The sequence below is a fragment of the Sphingomonas sp. NFR04 genome (assembly GCF_900114095.1).
In the GTDB taxonomy this organism is placed as follows: domain Bacteria; phylum Pseudomonadota; class Alphaproteobacteria; order Sphingomonadales; family Sphingomonadaceae; genus Sphingomonas.
Window position 1 is genome coordinate 785187 of record NZ_FORV01000002.1, and the last position, 15121, is coordinate 800307.

Consider the following 15121-nt stretch of genomic DNA (forward strand, 5'->3'; position numbering starts at 1 on the left):
TCCACGTACGCCTAGGCCGGTTTGGCAGCCGATGTTGCCGCATAGACGGTGCCGGCGAGCGCAGCATCGACCCCGGCCATGCCCTTGTCGATCAGGACGAGGAAGATGCGGTTCGCAGCGTCCAGGTCTTGGCTTTCCGCGAACCGCTTATGTGCTTCCATGAACGCGACGGTCCAGGCCGCCGCGATCAGGCCCGCAGCCAGGTGCGCGTCCGGATCCCCTTCCGGGCCGCTGGCATCCTCCACGAGCGCAGCCGCCAGCATGTCGATGAACACGTCGCGCATCTGCCGCGCCCGCGCCTTCAGCGCCTCGCTCGCCAGCGCCGTCTGCACGAAGCGGCAGGTGCCGTCGAACAGTGGAAACGCCGGATCGGGATCGTCGATCAGCCGGTGCGCCAGCGCCCGCAGCGCCTGCACGGCCGACGTGCCGCGTGCCCGCTCGCGAAGGGCGGCAAGGGCGGCGTCGCGGATGGCGTCTTCGCGATCGAAGAACAGGTCTTCCTTGCGCGGAAAATGGTTGAACACCGTCATCCTGCCCACATCCGCCGCCTGCGCGATCTCGTCGATCGTCACCTGATCAAAGCCGCGTTCGAAGAACAGCCGCGTGGCGACATCGGAGATCGCCTGGCGGGTCATCTGCCGCTTGCGCGTGCGTCGTTCGACGGCGGGATTGGACATGGCTTGCTTTCTGTACTCAGTATATTTATGTACTAGGTATAGTTCAATGCCTAGCGAGGTTTGCGTGTCCAATCCCATGCGTGTTTTGATCAGCGGTGCAAGCTTTGCCGGGCTCGCGACGGCGTTCTGGATGACCAGGCTCGGCCACAAGGTCACGATCGTCGAGGCAGCGGCCGGCCTGCGCCGCGGCGGCACGCCCGTCGACATCACGGGCGAGACGATCGACATTCTCCGCCGGATGGGCATGCTCGACGCGGTACTGGCGAAAGCGCTGCCGCCGCGCGGCTTTGACTTCAAGGACGAGAATGACGCGACGCTTGGCGGCTTTACGGCGGAAACCGGGGAGCGGGATCCGGCGACGGCGCGCTACGAGATCCACCGCGACGATCTGCTCGACATCCTGTTCGCCGCGATCGACGGCGCGATCGACATGCGGTTCCAGCGCTCGATCCGTCAGCTTTCGGACAATGCGTCGGCGGTGACAGTGACCTTCGATGACGGCGCGCAGGAACAATATGCGCTGGTGTTCGGCTGCGACGGCAACCGATCGAACACGCGCGCGCTGGCGTTCGACGACGCCGAGACCGCGTCCTATTTCATGGGCGGCTATTTCTATCTGCGCGTGGTGCCCGAAACCGGGCTGCTGCCCGGCGACACGTCGCAACTGTTCAGCGTTCCCGGCAAGAGCGCGATGCTCAATGGCTATCACGACCGCACCGACATCTGCCTCGCCTTTCGGGCGGAGCGGCCGATCGCCTATGACTTCCGCGACAAGGCCGCGCAGCGCCGCCTGATCCGGGAACAGTTCGAGGGGATCGGCTGGAAGGTGCCCGCAATGCTCGCGCACGTCGATACCGAGGGCGACTTCTATTTCGACCAGGCCAACCAGATCCGGATGCAGACCTGGTCGACGGGCAGGATCGCGCTGGTCGGCGACGCCGGCTATTGCGTGTCGCCGCTGGCGGGCATGGGCGGATCGATAGCGCTGATCGGCGCGGCGCGGCTGGCCGATGCGCTTGCGCAGCATCCGGGCGACCACGCAGCCGCCTTCCAGGCCTATGAAACCGGGCTCCGCCCGTTCGTGGAGGCGGTCCAGGAACGGGCGGCGACCAACGGCATGTCGATGCTGTTCCCCGCCGACGAAGCCGAACTCGCGGAACGCAACCGCCGGCTGCGTGACGGGACGATCGACCTATAATCGAGGGAGGGTCAGCCCCTGCCCTCGATCCACGCCGCCGCTGCCGACAGGCGCGCACGAACCCGCTCCGGTCCCATCACCGTCATCACCTCGAACAGATCGGGCGTGTTCGGCTTGCCGGCCAGCGCCAGGCGCAGCGCACCGGCGATGGCGCTGAACTGGCCCTGATAGCGCTCCGGCTCGGCCTTATAGGCCTTGCCGTTGGCGGCATAGCCATGCTTCTCGCCGATGGCGCGCACCCATTCCAGCCACGCATCGCGATCGATCGTCGGGTCGAAGCCCTCCGCCACTTCGCGCAGGATCGCGGCGAGGCCAGGTGCCAGCGCATCCCAGAGCGGCTGGTTGGCCTCGTCGCGCGGCACGAAGAGATCGTCGAAGAAATAGCCCGTGTCGCTCGGCACGTCGGACCATTTGATGATGTCCTTGCGCGCACGCGCCGCGCCGCGCTCGATGTTCAGGATCGCCCGGACATAATCGGCATGCGCGGCGAGCCGCTCGGCGAAGGGCACGTCGTGGACCTGCGCCCAGGCCAGCGCCGCGTCATAGACCTGCGCCGCGGTCATCGCGCCGATCACCTCGCGGCTGATGCTCGACAGCTTGACGAGATCGAACAGCGCGCCGCTGCGGTTCAGCCGCTCCACCTGCAGCGGGAAGCTCTCGGAATCCGCCGTCGGATTGGCCTTGCGCCAGTCCTCGAACTTGCCGTCGGCGAGGTTGAGCAGATACTCGATCACCGCCTGGCGCGGATAGCCCTCGACCGAATACCAGTCGACCGCCGCTTCCGGATCGTGGCGCTTGCTGAGCTTGCGGCGCGACGAGCCGACATTCTTCTCGATCGGCGCGATATGGGCATAGCGCGGCCGCTGCCAGCCGAGCAGGTCGAACAGCTGGGCATGGACCGGATAGGAGGACAGCCACTCGTCGCCGCGGATCACGTCGGTGGTGCCCATCAGGTGATCGTCGACGACATGCGCGAGGTGATAGGTCGGCAGCCCGTCCGCCTTGAGCAGCACGATGTCCTGGTTGTTCGCGGGCACGTTTAGCTTGCCGCGGATCAGGTCGGGTAGCTCGACGCGGCCGTTCCCCTCGGCCGCCGGCGCCTTGAGCCGGATGACGAAGCTGCGGCCTTCGGCCAGCGCCGCCTGCACGTCCTCCAGGCTGCGGTTCCGCCAGATCGCCCAGCTGCCATAATAGCCGGGTGGGATCTTGCGCAGATTCTGCTCGGTGCGCATCGCCTCCAATTCCTCGGGCGTCGCAAAGCAGGCATAGGCATGGCCGCGCACGAGGAGGTCGCGCACCACGCTCTGGTAGAGTTCCTGGCGTTCGCTCTGGCGATAGGGGCCATAGGCGCCGGTCTCGGTACCTTCCAGCGACGGGCCTTCGTCGAACGTGATGCCGAAGTCGTTCAGCGCGCCGAGGATCAGCTCCACCGCACCGGGCACCTCGCGCTTGCGATCGGTATCCTCGATGCGGAGGTAGAACAGGCCGCCCGACTGGTGCGCAGTGCGCTCCGAGATCAGCGACACATAGAGGCCACCGATATGGATGAAGCCGGTCGGGCTCGGGCCGAACCGCGTCACCCGCGCGCCCTCCGGCAGCGACCGGGCCGGATAGCGCTGGTGGATCTCGTCCATCGACAGCGTGGCCGACGGCGTCAGCACGTCGAGGGGAAGCGCGGTTTCGGAAGGTTGATCGGTGGTCGATGACACGCGGGGAGACTTTCAAGAATTCGGTGGGGTCGCCAGATCGGCCGCCGGGGCGGCTGGCGTCGACACGCCTCCTATCGCCTTCTCCGTCGGACGGGAAGTACCTAGGGACGCCCACCCCCGTCCCCGCTCGCGGCTGCCGCCGTCCACCCGCCGCCGATGCTGCGGTTCAGCGCGGCGATCGCGGCCAGCCGCCGAAACCGGAGGTCCGATGCGTCGAGCCGCCCCGCCAGCAGCGCGCGCTCGGCATCGAGCTGCTCGAGATAGGAGGCATAGCCCGCCTGGTAGCGGCGCCGCGCGGCGCGATGGGCCTGGTCCAGCGCCGTCACCTGCTTCTGCGCCGTCTCCTCCTCCTCGGTACTGTAGCGAACCGACGCCATCGCATCCTCCACCTCGCGGAACGCCTGGAGCACCGCCGCCTTGTACGCATAGGCCGCCTCGTCGCGCCGCGCCGCTGCCGCATCCCGCCCCGCCCGCAACGCGCCGCCCTGGAAGATCGGCGCGAGAACCGATCCGCCCAGCGCGAACAGCGAGACCGGATCGGCGAGCAGCGTCGACGCCACGCCACCGGCGCTCCCCGCCAGCTGCACCCTAGGCAGGAACGCGGCGCGGGCGGCAGCAAGGCGATGGTCTGCCACTACCAGCCGTAGCTCGGCCGCCGCGATGTCCGGCCGCTGCCGGATGACGTCGGAGGGCAATGCGGCCGGCACGTCGGGGGCGGCATCCACCTCCCCGCCTGCCGGGACAATGTTGGCAGGCGCAACGCCCAGCAGCTGGGCCAGCGCATTCTCCTGCACCGTTCGCGCAAGCACGGTGGACGGCACCAGCCGCGCCGCGGCCTCCAGCGCCGCCTCCGCCTGCTGGTCCTCCAGCTTTGAGGCATAGCCTGCGCGGAAGCGACGACGGATCAGGTCGCGTTCCTGGCGTCGCTCCTCGACCGTCTGGCGCACGATCGCGAGCCGGGCATCGGCGGCGCGCAGGTTGAGCCAGGCTTCCACGACCGTCGCGATCAGCACGATGCGCAGCGCGTCGCGCGCGTCCTGGGTCGCGAGCCACTCGTCGCGCGCCGCCAGAGTGGATTGGCGAAGCCTGCCGAACAGATCCGCCTCATAGGCCAGATCGAGTTCGCCCTGCCCGCGCTGCTGGTCGATGCCGATCCCGAACGGGTTGAGGCTGCGCGACGTTGCCCCCGTTCCGCCCAGCGCCACGCTCGGCTGCGCGGCAGCGGCGGTGCCGCGCAACAGCGCACGGGCCTGCTCGATCCGCGTCGCGGCGATCCGCAGGTCCAGGTTCCCGGCCAGTGCGCGCGTCACCAGCGCGTCGAGCGCCGGATCGCGGAACGCGCGCCACCAGTCCGCGGCGACCGGCTCCGTACCGCCCTCGAAGCGCCAGCCTGCGGGGACCGCTACCGCCGCATCGCTCGGCGCCGGGCGCTCCGGCCCCGCACAGGCCTGAAGCAACAACAGCAACGCGGCCAGGCCACCGCCGCGCCTCATCGGCCGACCCCGGTATCGACACGGGTCTCCACCGACATGCCGGGCCGGAGCCGGGCCGCTTGTGGCTGGCCGGGATCGACGGTGATCAGGATGCCGATACGCTGCGGCACCTTGACGAAGTTGCCGGTAGCATTGTCCGGCTTGAGCACCGCGAACTCCCAGCCGGTCGCCGGGGCGATCCGCGCGACATGTCCGGCCAGATGCGCGCCGCCGAGCGCATCGACGCGGAAGTGCACCGGCTGGCCCGGCCGCATACGGCTGGTCTGCGCTTCCTTGTACAGTGCGACGATCCAGTGGGCGGGCGGCACCAGCTCCATCAGCGCGGTGCCGTTGGTGACATATTGGCCGCGCCGGACATGGATCTCGCCGAGCTGCCCGTCCTCGGGCGCGCGGATCACGGTGTGGAGCAGGTCGATCTCGGCGAGCCGCAACTGCGCGCGCGCCGCCTCCACCTGCGCCGCGAGGCCGTTGCGCCCGACTTCGACCGTTCGCAGGTCCTCCTGCGCGACGCGGCCGCCCGCGCTCGCGCGCCGCACGGCCGCCTCCGCCTGGGCGAGCGCGGCGGCGGCCTGGTCCCGCTCGCGCAGCGAGATCGAGCCGTCGACTGCGAGGTCGCGGGCGCGCGCCATGTCCGCTTTCGCGCGGACCAGCTGCGCGACCGCATCCGCCGCGGCGGCATCCTGCCCGGCGATGTCGGCCGTGCGGGCCGATCGGGCCTGGCGGCTGTTCGCCAGCGCAGCGAGCTGCGCATCGAGATTGGCCTGCGCCTGCGCCACCCGCGCGCGGTAGATTGCGTCATCGATCAGGGCGAGCACCTGCCCCGCCTTCACCGACTGGTAATCGCGGACCAGCACCTGCGCGACATAGCCGCTCACCTGCGGCGCGATCACCGTGGTGCGGCCGCGGACCAGCGCATTGTCGGTCTTCTGCTCGCTGCCCGATAGCGGGCCGATGCCCCAGATCTGCAGGATCGTGCCGATCGCGACGAGCAGCGCCACCGCGCACAGTGCGGTGACGAACGGGCGCGGCCGCGGCGGATGCCACACGGGTGCGGCAGCGGCAGGCGCTGGTGCAGCGGCAGCAGCGGGCGGCGGCGGGTTCTGCGGGCTCATGCGGCAACTCCGGCAGGCGGTCCGGCACGCAGCCGCTGCACTTCCTGCTTGAGGATGACGAGGGCGAGGAACGCCGCCAGCCCCAGCGCGAGCAGCGTCACCACCCAGAAGGTGTCGTTGAAGGCGAGGATGTTCGCCTGGGTCTGCAGCGCGCCGGCGAGCCGGGCGCTCGCTTGCGTGCTGGCGGCGGCGGGATCGGTGAGGACGGGCGCGAGTTGCCCCGCACCGGCGGCGACGCGCTGGGCAGCGAGGGGATCGCCCAGCTTCAGGGCATCGGCCAGCACCTCTGCATGCACCCGCGTCCGGATCGTCTGGATGCTCCCGAGCAAGGCTGCGCCGGCGAGGCCGCCCAGATTCTGGGTAGTGCTGAACAGCACGACGAAGCTCACCAGATGGGTCGGCCCGCGCTCGAGCACGCGACCGATGCCGAACAGCAATGCCGGGCCCAGGAACAGCACGGTGCCTAGGCCGAGCAGCGCCTGGCTCGCAATCAGCTGGGTCGCGCGGGTGTCGGGGGTCGAATGGGTGTCGAGCCATGCTCCCAGCGCGATGACCAGCGCCGAGCACAGCATCATCGGCAGCAGGCGATCGGGCCGTGCCAGCCACGCCGCCAGCGCGATGCCGCCGATCATCGCCACCAGCACCACGGCGAAGAGGCCGTGCAGCTGGTCGTTGGTCAGGCCGCCGAGCGCCAGCAGGCCGACCGCGGCATAGGTCTGCTCGGTCAGCGCGATCCGCACGACGAGCGAAATGCCGGCGATCAGCAGGACGTCGGCAGTGCCGAACCAGCGGACCTGGAGCAGCGGCTGCGCCCGCCGGTCCTCGATCAGCAGGGCGAGCCCGAGGAGCAGCAGCGCGCCCGCGAACATCCAGCCGAGCCAGGGCGCGTCGGTCCACCAATAGAAACGGCCAAAGGCGAGCCCGGTGCAGCCCAGCAGCATGCCGACCATGGCCAGCGCGATGGTGAGCGCATCGAGCGGCTGAAGGGCCTTGGTGCGATCCGTCGGCGGCAGCGGCCGCAGCGTCGTCAGCGCCCAGGCGGCGAGCGCGAGCGCGAGCTCGATCCCGTGCACGCCGGCCCAGTGATCGGACGCGACGCGGTCGAGCGGGATCATCCGCGCGATCGGAATGGCGAGCTGCGGCAGGCTGAAGCCGACGACCACCGCCATCAGCCGCAGCCGGATGGGGAAGACCTGGAAGACGCTGTACAGCCCCATGGTGGTCAGCCCGCCCGAGGCGACGCCGCTGATCGCCCGAGCCAGCACGGTCGTGCCCGTCGAGGGAAAGCACAGCGCGATCAGCTCGCCGAGAACCAGCGTGCCGAGGATCGCATGGAGGCAGGCCGGGATGCCGAACTGCATCCGCGCGCGGACGAGCAGCAGATTGGCCGTGGCATTGAACGCGACGAACACCGCCAGGAGCAGGTTCGCCTCGGCCACATACAGGCCCATGCTGCCCGCCATGACATAGAGATTGGTGGTGATCAGCGCATTGCCGAGCCCGCTCGCCAGCGCGAGGACTGCCGCGGAGATCGCATAGACAATGCGGTCGCCGGCCGAGAGGCGCGGCGAATAGGGCGCTCCGGGAAACAGCGGCCGTTCCTCCGGCGCGAAGATGTAGCGCTGCTCCGCCACGATATGCACGACCTCCGTACGGCACGGCCGGCACGGTCGGTCGGCACGTGCCCGCCTGTTTCCGCGAGGCGAGCACGCAATCCAAGCTATCCCTGGGTTTGCCCTTGGCGCTTACGCACTGCGACCGCCGGCATCCTTCTTCGCGTCCAGCCCGATCAGGCGATCCAGCGACCACGCGCCGGGTCCGGCGGCGATCAGCGGGAGCAGCAGCCCGGCCCAGCTGAGATGCGTCGGCCAGGCATCGGGATAGACGAACAGCTCGATCACCGTCGTCATTCCCAGCAGCGCCAGCGCGGCGGGACGGGTGAACAGGCCGAGCACGAGCAGGATCGGGAAGAAATGCTCCGAATAGGTCGCCAGGTGCGCGGCGAGCACCGGCGGCGCGAAGGGCAGCGCATAATCGGTGCGGAACAGCTCATAGGTGGAATCGGTGATGGTCAGCCAGCCTTCCACCTTGGTCCGGCCGGACAGGAAGAAGATTGCCGCGATGCCCAGCCGCGCGACGAGCAGCAGGAACGAGGGCGGCAGGATCCGCGCGGCCAGGGCACCGGCGCGGGCATAAAGGGCGGCGAAGGATCGCATGGCGGGCTCCGGAGCATGGGGGCTGCCCGGCCGGGGTCTCGGCCGGGCAAGGGGGATCACGCCTTGGGCGTCAGCGAGCCATTGCCCTTCGGGGTCTTGATCGCGGTGCAGGTGCCGGCCTTGACCAGCTTCCAGGCATTGCCCTGATAATTCTTCGTGGCGGTGCCGGCACAGCTGGTGCCCGCGCCGGCCTTGCAGTCGTTCTTGCCGGCGAGCGCGACGCCGTAGCACTTCTCCATCTTCGGCTGCTGGGCATGGGCGGCGGTGGCGGCGATACCGAGGGCGAGGGTCGCGGCAAGCGCGGCAGACGTCTTGATCATGGGACTACTCCGTTGAAGGGCCTCTCGCGCGGCGGCCTACAGGGGGGCATGGCCGCCGCGCGGTGACCCCGGGGAAGGCGGAGGCGCCGGGTCACCTGCCGCCGTACGCCAGGGGCGAGCGCGCGGTTACAAATCGCCCCCGGGCGAACCCGCGATTTCTTTTCTGCATCGCTGCTGTAACCTGCCGCCATTCGCCCACGTACGCCCGACCAGGAGTGGGAATGCGGCACAGCGAAGCAGAGCTACGAACGTGGATGACGGCGGGACTGGACGGTGATGCCGCGGCACATGCGGCGTTGCTGCGCGCGCTGGTGCCGCTGCTGCGCAGCTTCTTTCGTCGGCGAATGCGGGGGGATGAGGATATCGAGGATCTGGTGCAGGAAACGCTGATCGCCATTCACACCAAGCGCGGCACCTATGATCGCGATCGCCCGTTCACCGCCTGGCTCTACGCGGTTGCACGCTACCGGCTGATCGACCATCTCCGCAGGCGCCGCGTTTCGGTGCCGATCGAGGAGGTCGAAGCGATCCTGGTAACCGAAGGATTCGAGGAGGCGGTGACCGCGCGCGTCGATGTCGACCGGCTGCTGTCCGGCCTGTCGGGCAAGCAGGCGCGTGCGATCCGCGACACGCATCTGGAAGGCCTGAGCGTCGCCGAAGCGGCCGAGGGCGCGCGGATCGGCCAGTCCGACGTCAAGGTCTCCGTCCATCGCGGGCTCAAGGCGCTCGCGGCCCGGCTGCGGGGGCACGAATGATGGCGCCCGATTCCGAGATCGACGGCACCGAGCGGCTGATCGCCGCGCTGTCGGCAGACGTACCGCCCATCCCGCCCCGCTTCATCGGGCGTCGCATCGCGCTAGGCATCGCCGGCGGCGGCGTGGTGAGCATCGGGCTGGTCTTCGCGCTGTTCGGCATGCGGCCGGACTTCCCGCAGGCGATGTTCGGCTTCTCCTTCTGGATGAAATGGGCCTACACGCTGTCGCTGGGCCTGATCGCCGTCGCCGCGACGGTGCGGCTGGCCCGGCCGACCGGCGGATCGCTGCGCATGCTGTGGCCGCTCGCGCTGCCTATCCTGCTGCTCGCCGCGCTCGCCATCGAGGAAATGTCGCGCACGCCGATGCGCGACTGGCTGTCGATGTGGCTGGGCGGCAGCTGGAATCGCTGCCCGTGGCGCGTGCTGCTGCTGGCCGTCCCGATCTTCATCGGCCTGCTCTGGTCGTTCCGCAAGCTGGCGCCGACCAATCTGCGTGCGGCGGGCGCCGCGGCCGGGCTGGCGGCGGGTGCCTGGGCGGCGACCATCTACTGCCTGCACTGCGACGAGTTTGCCGCGGTGTTCGTGCTGACCTGGTACAGCCTCGGCATCCTGCTGGCGACCGGCCTGGGCGCGCTGATCGGCCCGCGCGTCCTGCGATGGTGAGCGTGTAACCGGCCCCGGCGCCGGCCCGTAGGTGGAAGGCCGAACCGGCATCCATCCATCCAAGGGAACCTCTTCATGATCACGCTCCAGACCGGCGCCAGCATCGCCGCCACCGCCGCCCTCGTCGCGCTTTCCGGCGTCAGCGTCGCCGCCCCGGCCGCTTCGGCGGGCAAGGTCGTCCACTGCTACGGCATCAACAGCTGCAAGGGCACGTCGGACTGCAAGTCGGGCACCCATGACTGCAAGGGCCAGAACGAGTGCAAGGGCCAGGGCTTCAAGGCGGTGTCCGCCAAGGCCTGCAAGGCGCAGGGCGGCAGCCTCACCGAACCGAAGTGATGCGCCCGGCGGCCCGACCTCCCCGTCGGGCCGCCCCGTTTTGAAGGAGGAGGGGCATGACCCACCCGCATCGCTTCGGCCTGGGACTGCGCAAGCCGCATTATGCCGACTTTCTGGAATCGGCTGCCCCGGTCCCGGTCGACTTCGTCGAAGTCATTTCCGAGAATTTCATGGTCCCCGGCGGCCGGCCGCGCGACATATTGCGCCGGGTGCGCGAGCGCCATCCGGTGGCGCTGCACGGCGTGTCGATGTCGATCGGCTCGGCCGACGGCGTGGACCGCGACTATCTGCAGCGTCTGCGCGCGCTGGTCGATGCGATCGAGCCGCTGTTCGTCTCCGACCATCTCTGCTGGACCCGCTTCGGCGACTTCCAGTCGCACGACCTGCTTCCCCTGCCCTATACCGAGGAAGCGCTGCAGACCGTGTGCGACAATGTCGATGCGGCACAGACGGCGCTCGGCCGCACCATGCTGATCGAGAACCCGTCGAGCTACATCGCCTTCGCGGGCGCCGAGATGAGCGAATGGGCGTTCCTCGACGCGCTGTGTGCCCGCACCGGTTGCGAACTGCTGCTCGACGTCAACAATGTGTTCGTCAGCGCGACCAATCACGGTTTCGACGCGCACGCCTATCTGGCCGGCATTCCCGCAGCGCGCGTGCGGCAGATCCACCTTGCCGGGCACAGCCGCGGCGAGGCGCTGCTGATCGACACGCACGACCGGCCGGTGCCCGATCCCGTCTGGACGCTCTACGCCGAGGCACTGGCGCGCGTGGGGCCCGTCGCGACGATGATCGAGCGCGACGACGCCATCCCCCCGCTCGCCGAGCTGCTCGCCGAACTGGAGCACGCGCGCGCCATCGCCGCGCTGGACCTGGCGGCATGAGGCTCGCGACGCTGCAGCAAAGCTTCGGGCAATGGCTGCATGCCGAAAGCACCGAGGCGGCGGCGCAGCTGGGCGGCGGACCGGGTCTCGACGTCTATCTCAACAATTATCGGAGCCAGTTGGTCGCCGCACTGGAGGGCAGCTTTCCGCAGCTGCAACGCTGGCTGGGCGGCACCGCGTTCCTGGCGGCGGCCGCCCAGCATATCGAAACCTCTCCGCCCCGAGCCTGGACGCTCGACGCCTATGGCGAGGACTTCCCGGCGACCATCGCAGCGCTATATCCCAACGATCCCGAATGCGCCGAACTGGCGCGGATCGAATGGGCGCTTGCAGCGACGTTCACCACGCCGGACATCGTCCCCCTCTCCCCAGACTCGCTCGGCGCGGTCGACTGGGAGACGGTGCGCTTTGCCTTCGTTCCGAACCTGGCCATGCTGCCCGTCATCACCAATGCCGCCGCTCTGTGGCAGTCCCTCACCGCGGGAGGCCCGCCGCCTGCCGCCCAGCGCCTGCCCGCCCCCGCCGCGGTGCTGCTCTGGCGCGACGGCTTCAACCCCAGCTTCCGTACGATCGAGCAAGCGGAGGCGACGGCGATATTCCAGTTGGAAGCGGGCACGCCCTTCGGCGCGCTCTGCGCCGCATGCGCGACCGAGCATGGCGACGCGGATAGCGCCACCATGATCGGCACCTGGCTGGGCGGCTGGCTTCGCGATGGAATCCTCGCCGCAGTTCGCTGATCGCCCCAGGCGCGGCATCTGCACGATCGAAATCCCGTGAAATTCAGAATCTAGTTTAACAACCGAGCCATCGGGCACACGCCGCTGCAGGCGACATCAGGCAACGGATGCATCGAGCCTCGAACACCCATCTTCCATTTCATCGGTAACGACAAACTTCGAAAACGGCGCGATCTTTCGCGAAGTTGAAATCCGCGCATCCCATAGCGCGGCATCCATCCGTGCAGCACTGCTCGTGACGCCGACGAGGAACTATCATGTCCGCCAGGCCCGTCATTCTTTTCGAGAGCACATTGGGCCGCATGCTGCGATCTGCCAGAGGCGGCGGCGTACACGATTCCCTCGACGCCATTCCGCTTACCTGGTCCGCGCACATGCCTGACTCCGTTCGCGAAGCGCTGCTGCAGCGGCCGGTACTCAACAATCAGGTGCAATTGCTGCTCGCGGAGGAAGTTCGGCGCGTGGTCCTGACCAAAATCGGGCCGATCATCGGCCCGCAAACGGTCGAGAGCCATAATGTGCGCAATGCCGTCGAGCGCATGATGCTGGCCGAGCTGCCCGTCCTGCAAAGGCGCGTGAACGACGTGATCGCAGCCAGCCTCAAGACGTCCGCGGCATGGGACGCGTATCGCGTCGACAGCAAGAAGGAAGTGGCGCGCATCGGCCTGACGCTGATCTTCCTGGCGGCCGGCGTTGCGGCCGCACCGCCGACGCTGGGGGCGTCGCTCGCGCTTACGCTGATCAGCACCGTTCGCGGCCTGACGGACGCCGCCAAGAAGTTCACCGAGACCTACCGGTCCGCCGAGGAGAGCCGCGAGCGGGTGCTTCTCGAAATCCGCAAGCTCCGTGAAATCTACGAGAAGAGTCCGGCACTCGGCCGAACGGTGCAGCTGGGCGGAGCGGTCGCCCACGCGCTTACCATCGGCAAGCTGGCGGCGCTGGGGAAGCGCGACTATCTGCCCGGCTTTGCCCGCATCAAGACCGAGCTGAATGCCTATAAGGGCAAGGTCGGTCATCTGGGCGAGCATTCGGAACGCCTCGCGCGCAAGCTGTACGACATGATCGACGAGATCGACGCCTATATCGCCGCACATGGTACAGAAGCGGCATCCGGCGCTCGGCTCGTCGCGTTGCGCGACAAGGTTACTGCCCTGCTCGAGTTCGGCGTCAGCGGCCGCAGGCATGGGTTGCGCGGCACGTTCACGATCACCGAGGCGTGGCAGAAATGTCAGCGGGAGATGGCGCAGATCGCCGCGGTGGAACGCGCGTTCGGCGACCTGAAGTCGCTGGATACGCGCGAGAAGGCCGTGCTCCTCGCGGACCGCGCACTCACGCTGCTGACCAACGCGGGCGTGGGGTTGGCTAGCTATAATGCGGCGATGGCGCTTCCGCACACTGCCGATGACGGAGCGGTGCGAGACGCGCTTCGCTTGACCCAGAATGGTCAAGCATCGGGTGGCGGGATCGCCGCCTTTGCCCTGGGCTTCATGCGGCAGTTCATGAGCCTGTTCAAGGATGCGCACGCGCTCGCCAAGGAACTTGGGATCGTGAGCGCCGCGTCGACGGACATCAGTGCCGAAGCGAAGACGATCGAGGCAAGTTTCAATGGATTGCTGGCCTCGCCACCGGAACCCCGGCTGCCATCGGCGACGCTGGCGGAGGCCAGCCGTTCGCAGCGCCCCCTGCCGCCGCTGCCGTCCGGGCGGGACAAGCCCCTTCCCCCGCTTCCAGCGAGCGCGATCACCAATTCCCGATCCGCTTCACCGATGCAGCCTCCGGGACACACCTATCCGCCACGCCAGAACCCGATATCCGCCCGTACCGATCGACCGTTACCGCCCCTCCCGCCGAGGTGAACCCCGCGGCGTACCGACCCGCGCCGCGCATGGGCAAAGCCAGTCCGTAGAGCGCCGGAGCCGCGAAGGTGTCACCTGTGCCTTGCCGAGCCCGGTGGCGCCTTGGTGCAGCCTGCGTGCACCCGGCAGACAAGGAAAGACGGCACCGATCCGCGCAAGGCTCCGGGCAGCGGGCGCCGTCTCCGGCCGCCGCTCAGTCTGCCGTGCGCAGCAGGGTCGCCACGCGGTTCATGCGCGCGCGGATCGCGGGCGTGTCGAGCGGTGCGTAGCGAAGCTGGATCTTCCCGTCCGCACCGCGCACGACGATGGCGGGCCGCACATGCCAGCGCGACGCGAGCTGCTGCCATGCGACGAGTTCGGCCAGGTCCTCCCCCGGCGCAACGCTTGCATATAACGAAACGAACGGCGTCGCCCGCAGGCCGGCATAGAGCGACGCCGCTTCGTGGATCGGGCGCCTGGCACCGCCGCGCCAGGCAATCGTCGCGACCGGATTCGCCGCCAGGGCCGGCGCCAGCGCCCGGCCGCCTTCCTTTGCCCAGACTCCTTCACGAAACACGTCGCGCACCGACAGGCCGAGCACGCCATCGACAATATGGGTGCTCTCGTGCAGCAGAATATAGGGAATGGCGGGCATCTCGCCCGCCTCGATGCGCACCGTCGTGCCGGACCCGTCGTCCTTGAACAGCCCCGCCTCCTTGCCGGTCAGGAAGCCGCTCAGCGATTCCTGAAACAGGCCCGCCCGCAGCGTCAGGTCGAACAGCGCCGTCCCGCAATCCGCCGCCACGCGGCTCGTAAGCGCATTGCCCGCACCGGCCGAGGCCTCGACGAAGCTGATGCGGCGCAGATGCCGCTGCAGGATGTCGCGGTGCCGGCGCGGCAGCGCCGCGATCGCCATATCCACCTGCTTCCACTCGGCGTCTGAAAGCTTGTGCGGCCCCACGCCGGTCGCGCCCGATCCCCGATAGGCCTCAAGGACCTCCGAGGAGGGATCCCCCACCCGCGCGCGCAGCGGCGTCGACGTGTCGAAGGGCATTGTGCAGGGCGCGCGGTCGCGACGCGGCGCGGCTGGCGCGGCCGGCGCCAGCGAAGACGAGACCAGCATGGCTGTCAGGACGAGACGATGGTGCAAGGCCGGTCTCCGGAGCGCGAGGCTGACGGTACGCACG

The 15121-nt window shown here is 68.9% G+C and carries 15 protein-coding genes; 7 read left to right on the plus strand and 8 right to left on the minus strand.

Annotation, left to right across the window (positions count from 1 at the left end; translation table 11 throughout):
• Positions 1-11: 11 nt before the first annotated feature.
• Positions 12-827, minus strand: a complete 816-nt coding sequence (locus BM009_RS09755; RefSeq protein WP_254772219.1) for a TetR/AcrR family transcriptional regulator — start codon at positions 825-827, stop codon at positions 12-14.
• Between BM009_RS09755 and BM009_RS09760 the strand changes: the two genes are divergently transcribed.
• Positions 808-1875 (plus strand): FAD-dependent monooxygenase, encoded by a 1068-nt coding sequence (locus tag BM009_RS09760; RefSeq protein ID WP_254772220.1) that lies wholly within the window; start codon positions 808-810, stop codon positions 1873-1875. The genes BM009_RS09755 and BM009_RS09760 overlap by 20 nt on opposite strands.
• A gap of 11 nt (positions 1876-1886) precedes the next feature.
• Here BM009_RS09760 and BM009_RS09765 read toward each other — a convergent pair whose 3' ends face one another.
• The 6 genes from BM009_RS09765 to BM009_RS09790 all read right to left on the minus strand — a co-directional run bounded on the left by BM009_RS09765 (position 1887) and on the right by BM009_RS09790 (position 8725).
• Positions 1887-3584 (minus strand): glutamate--tRNA ligase, encoded by a 1698-nt coding sequence (locus tag BM009_RS09765; RefSeq protein ID WP_217644190.1) that lies wholly within the window; start codon positions 3582-3584, stop codon positions 1887-1889.
• 101 nt (positions 3585-3685) lie between these two features.
• Positions 3686-5077 carry an efflux transporter outer membrane subunit gene (locus BM009_RS09770; RefSeq protein ID WP_093295711.1) on the minus strand — a complete coding sequence of 464 codons (1392 nt, stop codon included), beginning with the start codon at positions 5075-5077 and terminating at the stop codon, positions 3686-3688.
• Positions 5074-6189 carry an HlyD family secretion protein gene (locus tag BM009_RS09775; RefSeq protein WP_093295712.1) on the minus strand — a complete coding sequence of 372 codons (1116 nt, stop codon included), beginning with the start codon at positions 6187-6189 and terminating at the stop codon, positions 5074-5076. Before BM009_RS09775 ends, BM009_RS09770 begins: the two co-directional genes overlap by 4 nt.
• Positions 6186-7832, minus strand: coding sequence for a hypothetical protein (locus tag BM009_RS09780; RefSeq protein WP_093295714.1), 1647 nt, complete (start codon positions 7830-7832; stop codon positions 6186-6188). The genes BM009_RS09775 and BM009_RS09780 overlap by 4 nt, the downstream gene beginning before the upstream one ends.
• A gap of 102 nt (positions 7833-7934) precedes the next feature.
• Complete coding sequence (locus BM009_RS09785) at positions 7935-8405, minus strand: DoxX family protein (RefSeq protein ID WP_093295715.1); 471 nt, start codon at positions 8403-8405, stop codon at positions 7935-7937.
• A gap of 56 nt (positions 8406-8461) precedes the next feature.
• On the minus strand, positions 8462-8725 hold the full coding sequence (locus BM009_RS09790) for a BufA1 family periplasmic bufferin-type metallophore (RefSeq protein WP_093295717.1): 264 nt from the start codon (positions 8723-8725) through the stop codon (positions 8462-8464).
• 221 nt (positions 8726-8946) lie between these two features.
• Between BM009_RS09790 and BM009_RS09795 the strand changes: the two genes are divergently transcribed.
• From BM009_RS09795 to BM009_RS09820, 6 genes are all read left to right on the plus strand, one after another.
• On the plus strand, positions 8947-9480 hold the full coding sequence (locus BM009_RS09795; RefSeq protein ID WP_093295718.1) for a sigma-70 family RNA polymerase sigma factor: 534 nt from the start codon (positions 8947-8949) through the stop codon (positions 9478-9480).
• Complete coding sequence (locus tag BM009_RS09800) at positions 9477-10142, plus strand: DUF1109 domain-containing protein (protein WP_093295720.1); 666 nt, start codon at positions 9477-9479, stop codon at positions 10140-10142. Before BM009_RS09795 ends, BM009_RS09800 begins: the two co-directional genes overlap by 4 nt.
• 75 nt (positions 10143-10217) lie before the next feature.
• Complete coding sequence (locus tag BM009_RS09805; protein ID WP_093295721.1) at positions 10218-10478, plus strand: BufA2 family periplasmic bufferin-type metallophore; 261 nt, start codon at positions 10218-10220, stop codon at positions 10476-10478.
• 56 nt (positions 10479-10534) lie between these two features.
• Positions 10535-11362 (plus strand): MNIO family bufferin maturase, encoded by an 828-nt coding sequence (locus BM009_RS09810; RefSeq protein WP_093295723.1) that lies wholly within the window; start codon positions 10535-10537, stop codon positions 11360-11362.
• Positions 11359-12099, plus strand: coding sequence for an HvfC/BufC N-terminal domain-containing protein (locus tag BM009_RS09815; protein WP_093295725.1), 741 nt, complete (start codon positions 11359-11361; stop codon positions 12097-12099). The genes BM009_RS09810 and BM009_RS09815 overlap by 4 nt, the downstream gene beginning before the upstream one ends.
• A gap of 257 nt (positions 12100-12356) precedes the next feature.
• On the plus strand, positions 12357-13955 hold the full coding sequence (locus BM009_RS09820) for a hypothetical protein (protein ID WP_139216586.1): 1599 nt from the start codon (positions 12357-12359) through the stop codon (positions 13953-13955).
• 193 nt (positions 13956-14148) lie between these two features.
• Here BM009_RS09820 and BM009_RS09825 read toward each other — a convergent pair whose 3' ends face one another.
• A complete protein-coding gene (locus BM009_RS09825; protein WP_139216587.1) occupies positions 14149-15084 on the minus strand; it encodes a hypothetical protein in 936 nt (311 codons plus the stop codon).
• Positions 15085-15121: the final 37 nt, after the last annotated feature.

What these genes read in the sequence shown, in the direction of transcription:
- BM009_RS09775 (WP_093295712.1), bottom strand. Translation starts at nt 6,189, where the DNA reads ATGAGCCCGCAGAACCCGCCGCCGCCCGCTGCTGCCGCTGCACCAGCG.
- BM009_RS09795 (WP_093295718.1), top strand. Translation starts at nt 8,947, where the DNA reads ATGCGGCACAGCGAAGCAGAGCTACGAACGTGGATGACGGCGGGACTG.
- BM009_RS09785 (WP_093295715.1), bottom strand. Translation starts at nt 8,405, where the DNA reads ATGCGATCCTTCGCCGCCCTTTATGCCCGCGCCGGTGCCCTGGCCGCG.
- BM009_RS09800 (WP_093295720.1), top strand. Translation starts at nt 9,477, where the DNA reads ATGATGGCGCCCGATTCCGAGATCGACGGCACCGAGCGGCTGATCGCC.
- BM009_RS09815 (WP_093295725.1), top strand. Translation starts at nt 11,359, where the DNA reads ATGAGGCTCGCGACGCTGCAGCAAAGCTTCGGGCAATGGCTGCATGCC.
- BM009_RS09810 (WP_093295723.1), top strand. Translation starts at nt 10,535, where the DNA reads ATGACCCACCCGCATCGCTTCGGCCTGGGACTGCGCAAGCCGCATTAT.
- BM009_RS09790 (WP_093295717.1), bottom strand. Translation starts at nt 8,725, where the DNA reads ATGATCAAGACGTCTGCCGCGCTTGCCGCGACCCTCGCCCTCGGTATC.
- BM009_RS09760 (WP_254772220.1), top strand. Translation starts at nt 808, where the DNA reads ATGACCAGGCTCGGCCACAAGGTCACGATCGTCGAGGCAGCGGCCGGC.
- BM009_RS09770 (WP_093295711.1), bottom strand. Translation starts at nt 5,077, where the DNA reads ATGAGGCGCGGCGGTGGCCTGGCCGCGTTGCTGTTGTTGCTTCAGGCC.
- BM009_RS09805 (WP_093295721.1), top strand. Translation starts at nt 10,218, where the DNA reads ATGATCACGCTCCAGACCGGCGCCAGCATCGCCGCCACCGCCGCCCTC.
- BM009_RS09820 (WP_139216586.1), top strand. Translation starts at nt 12,357, where the DNA reads ATGTCCGCCAGGCCCGTCATTCTTTTCGAGAGCACATTGGGCCGCATG.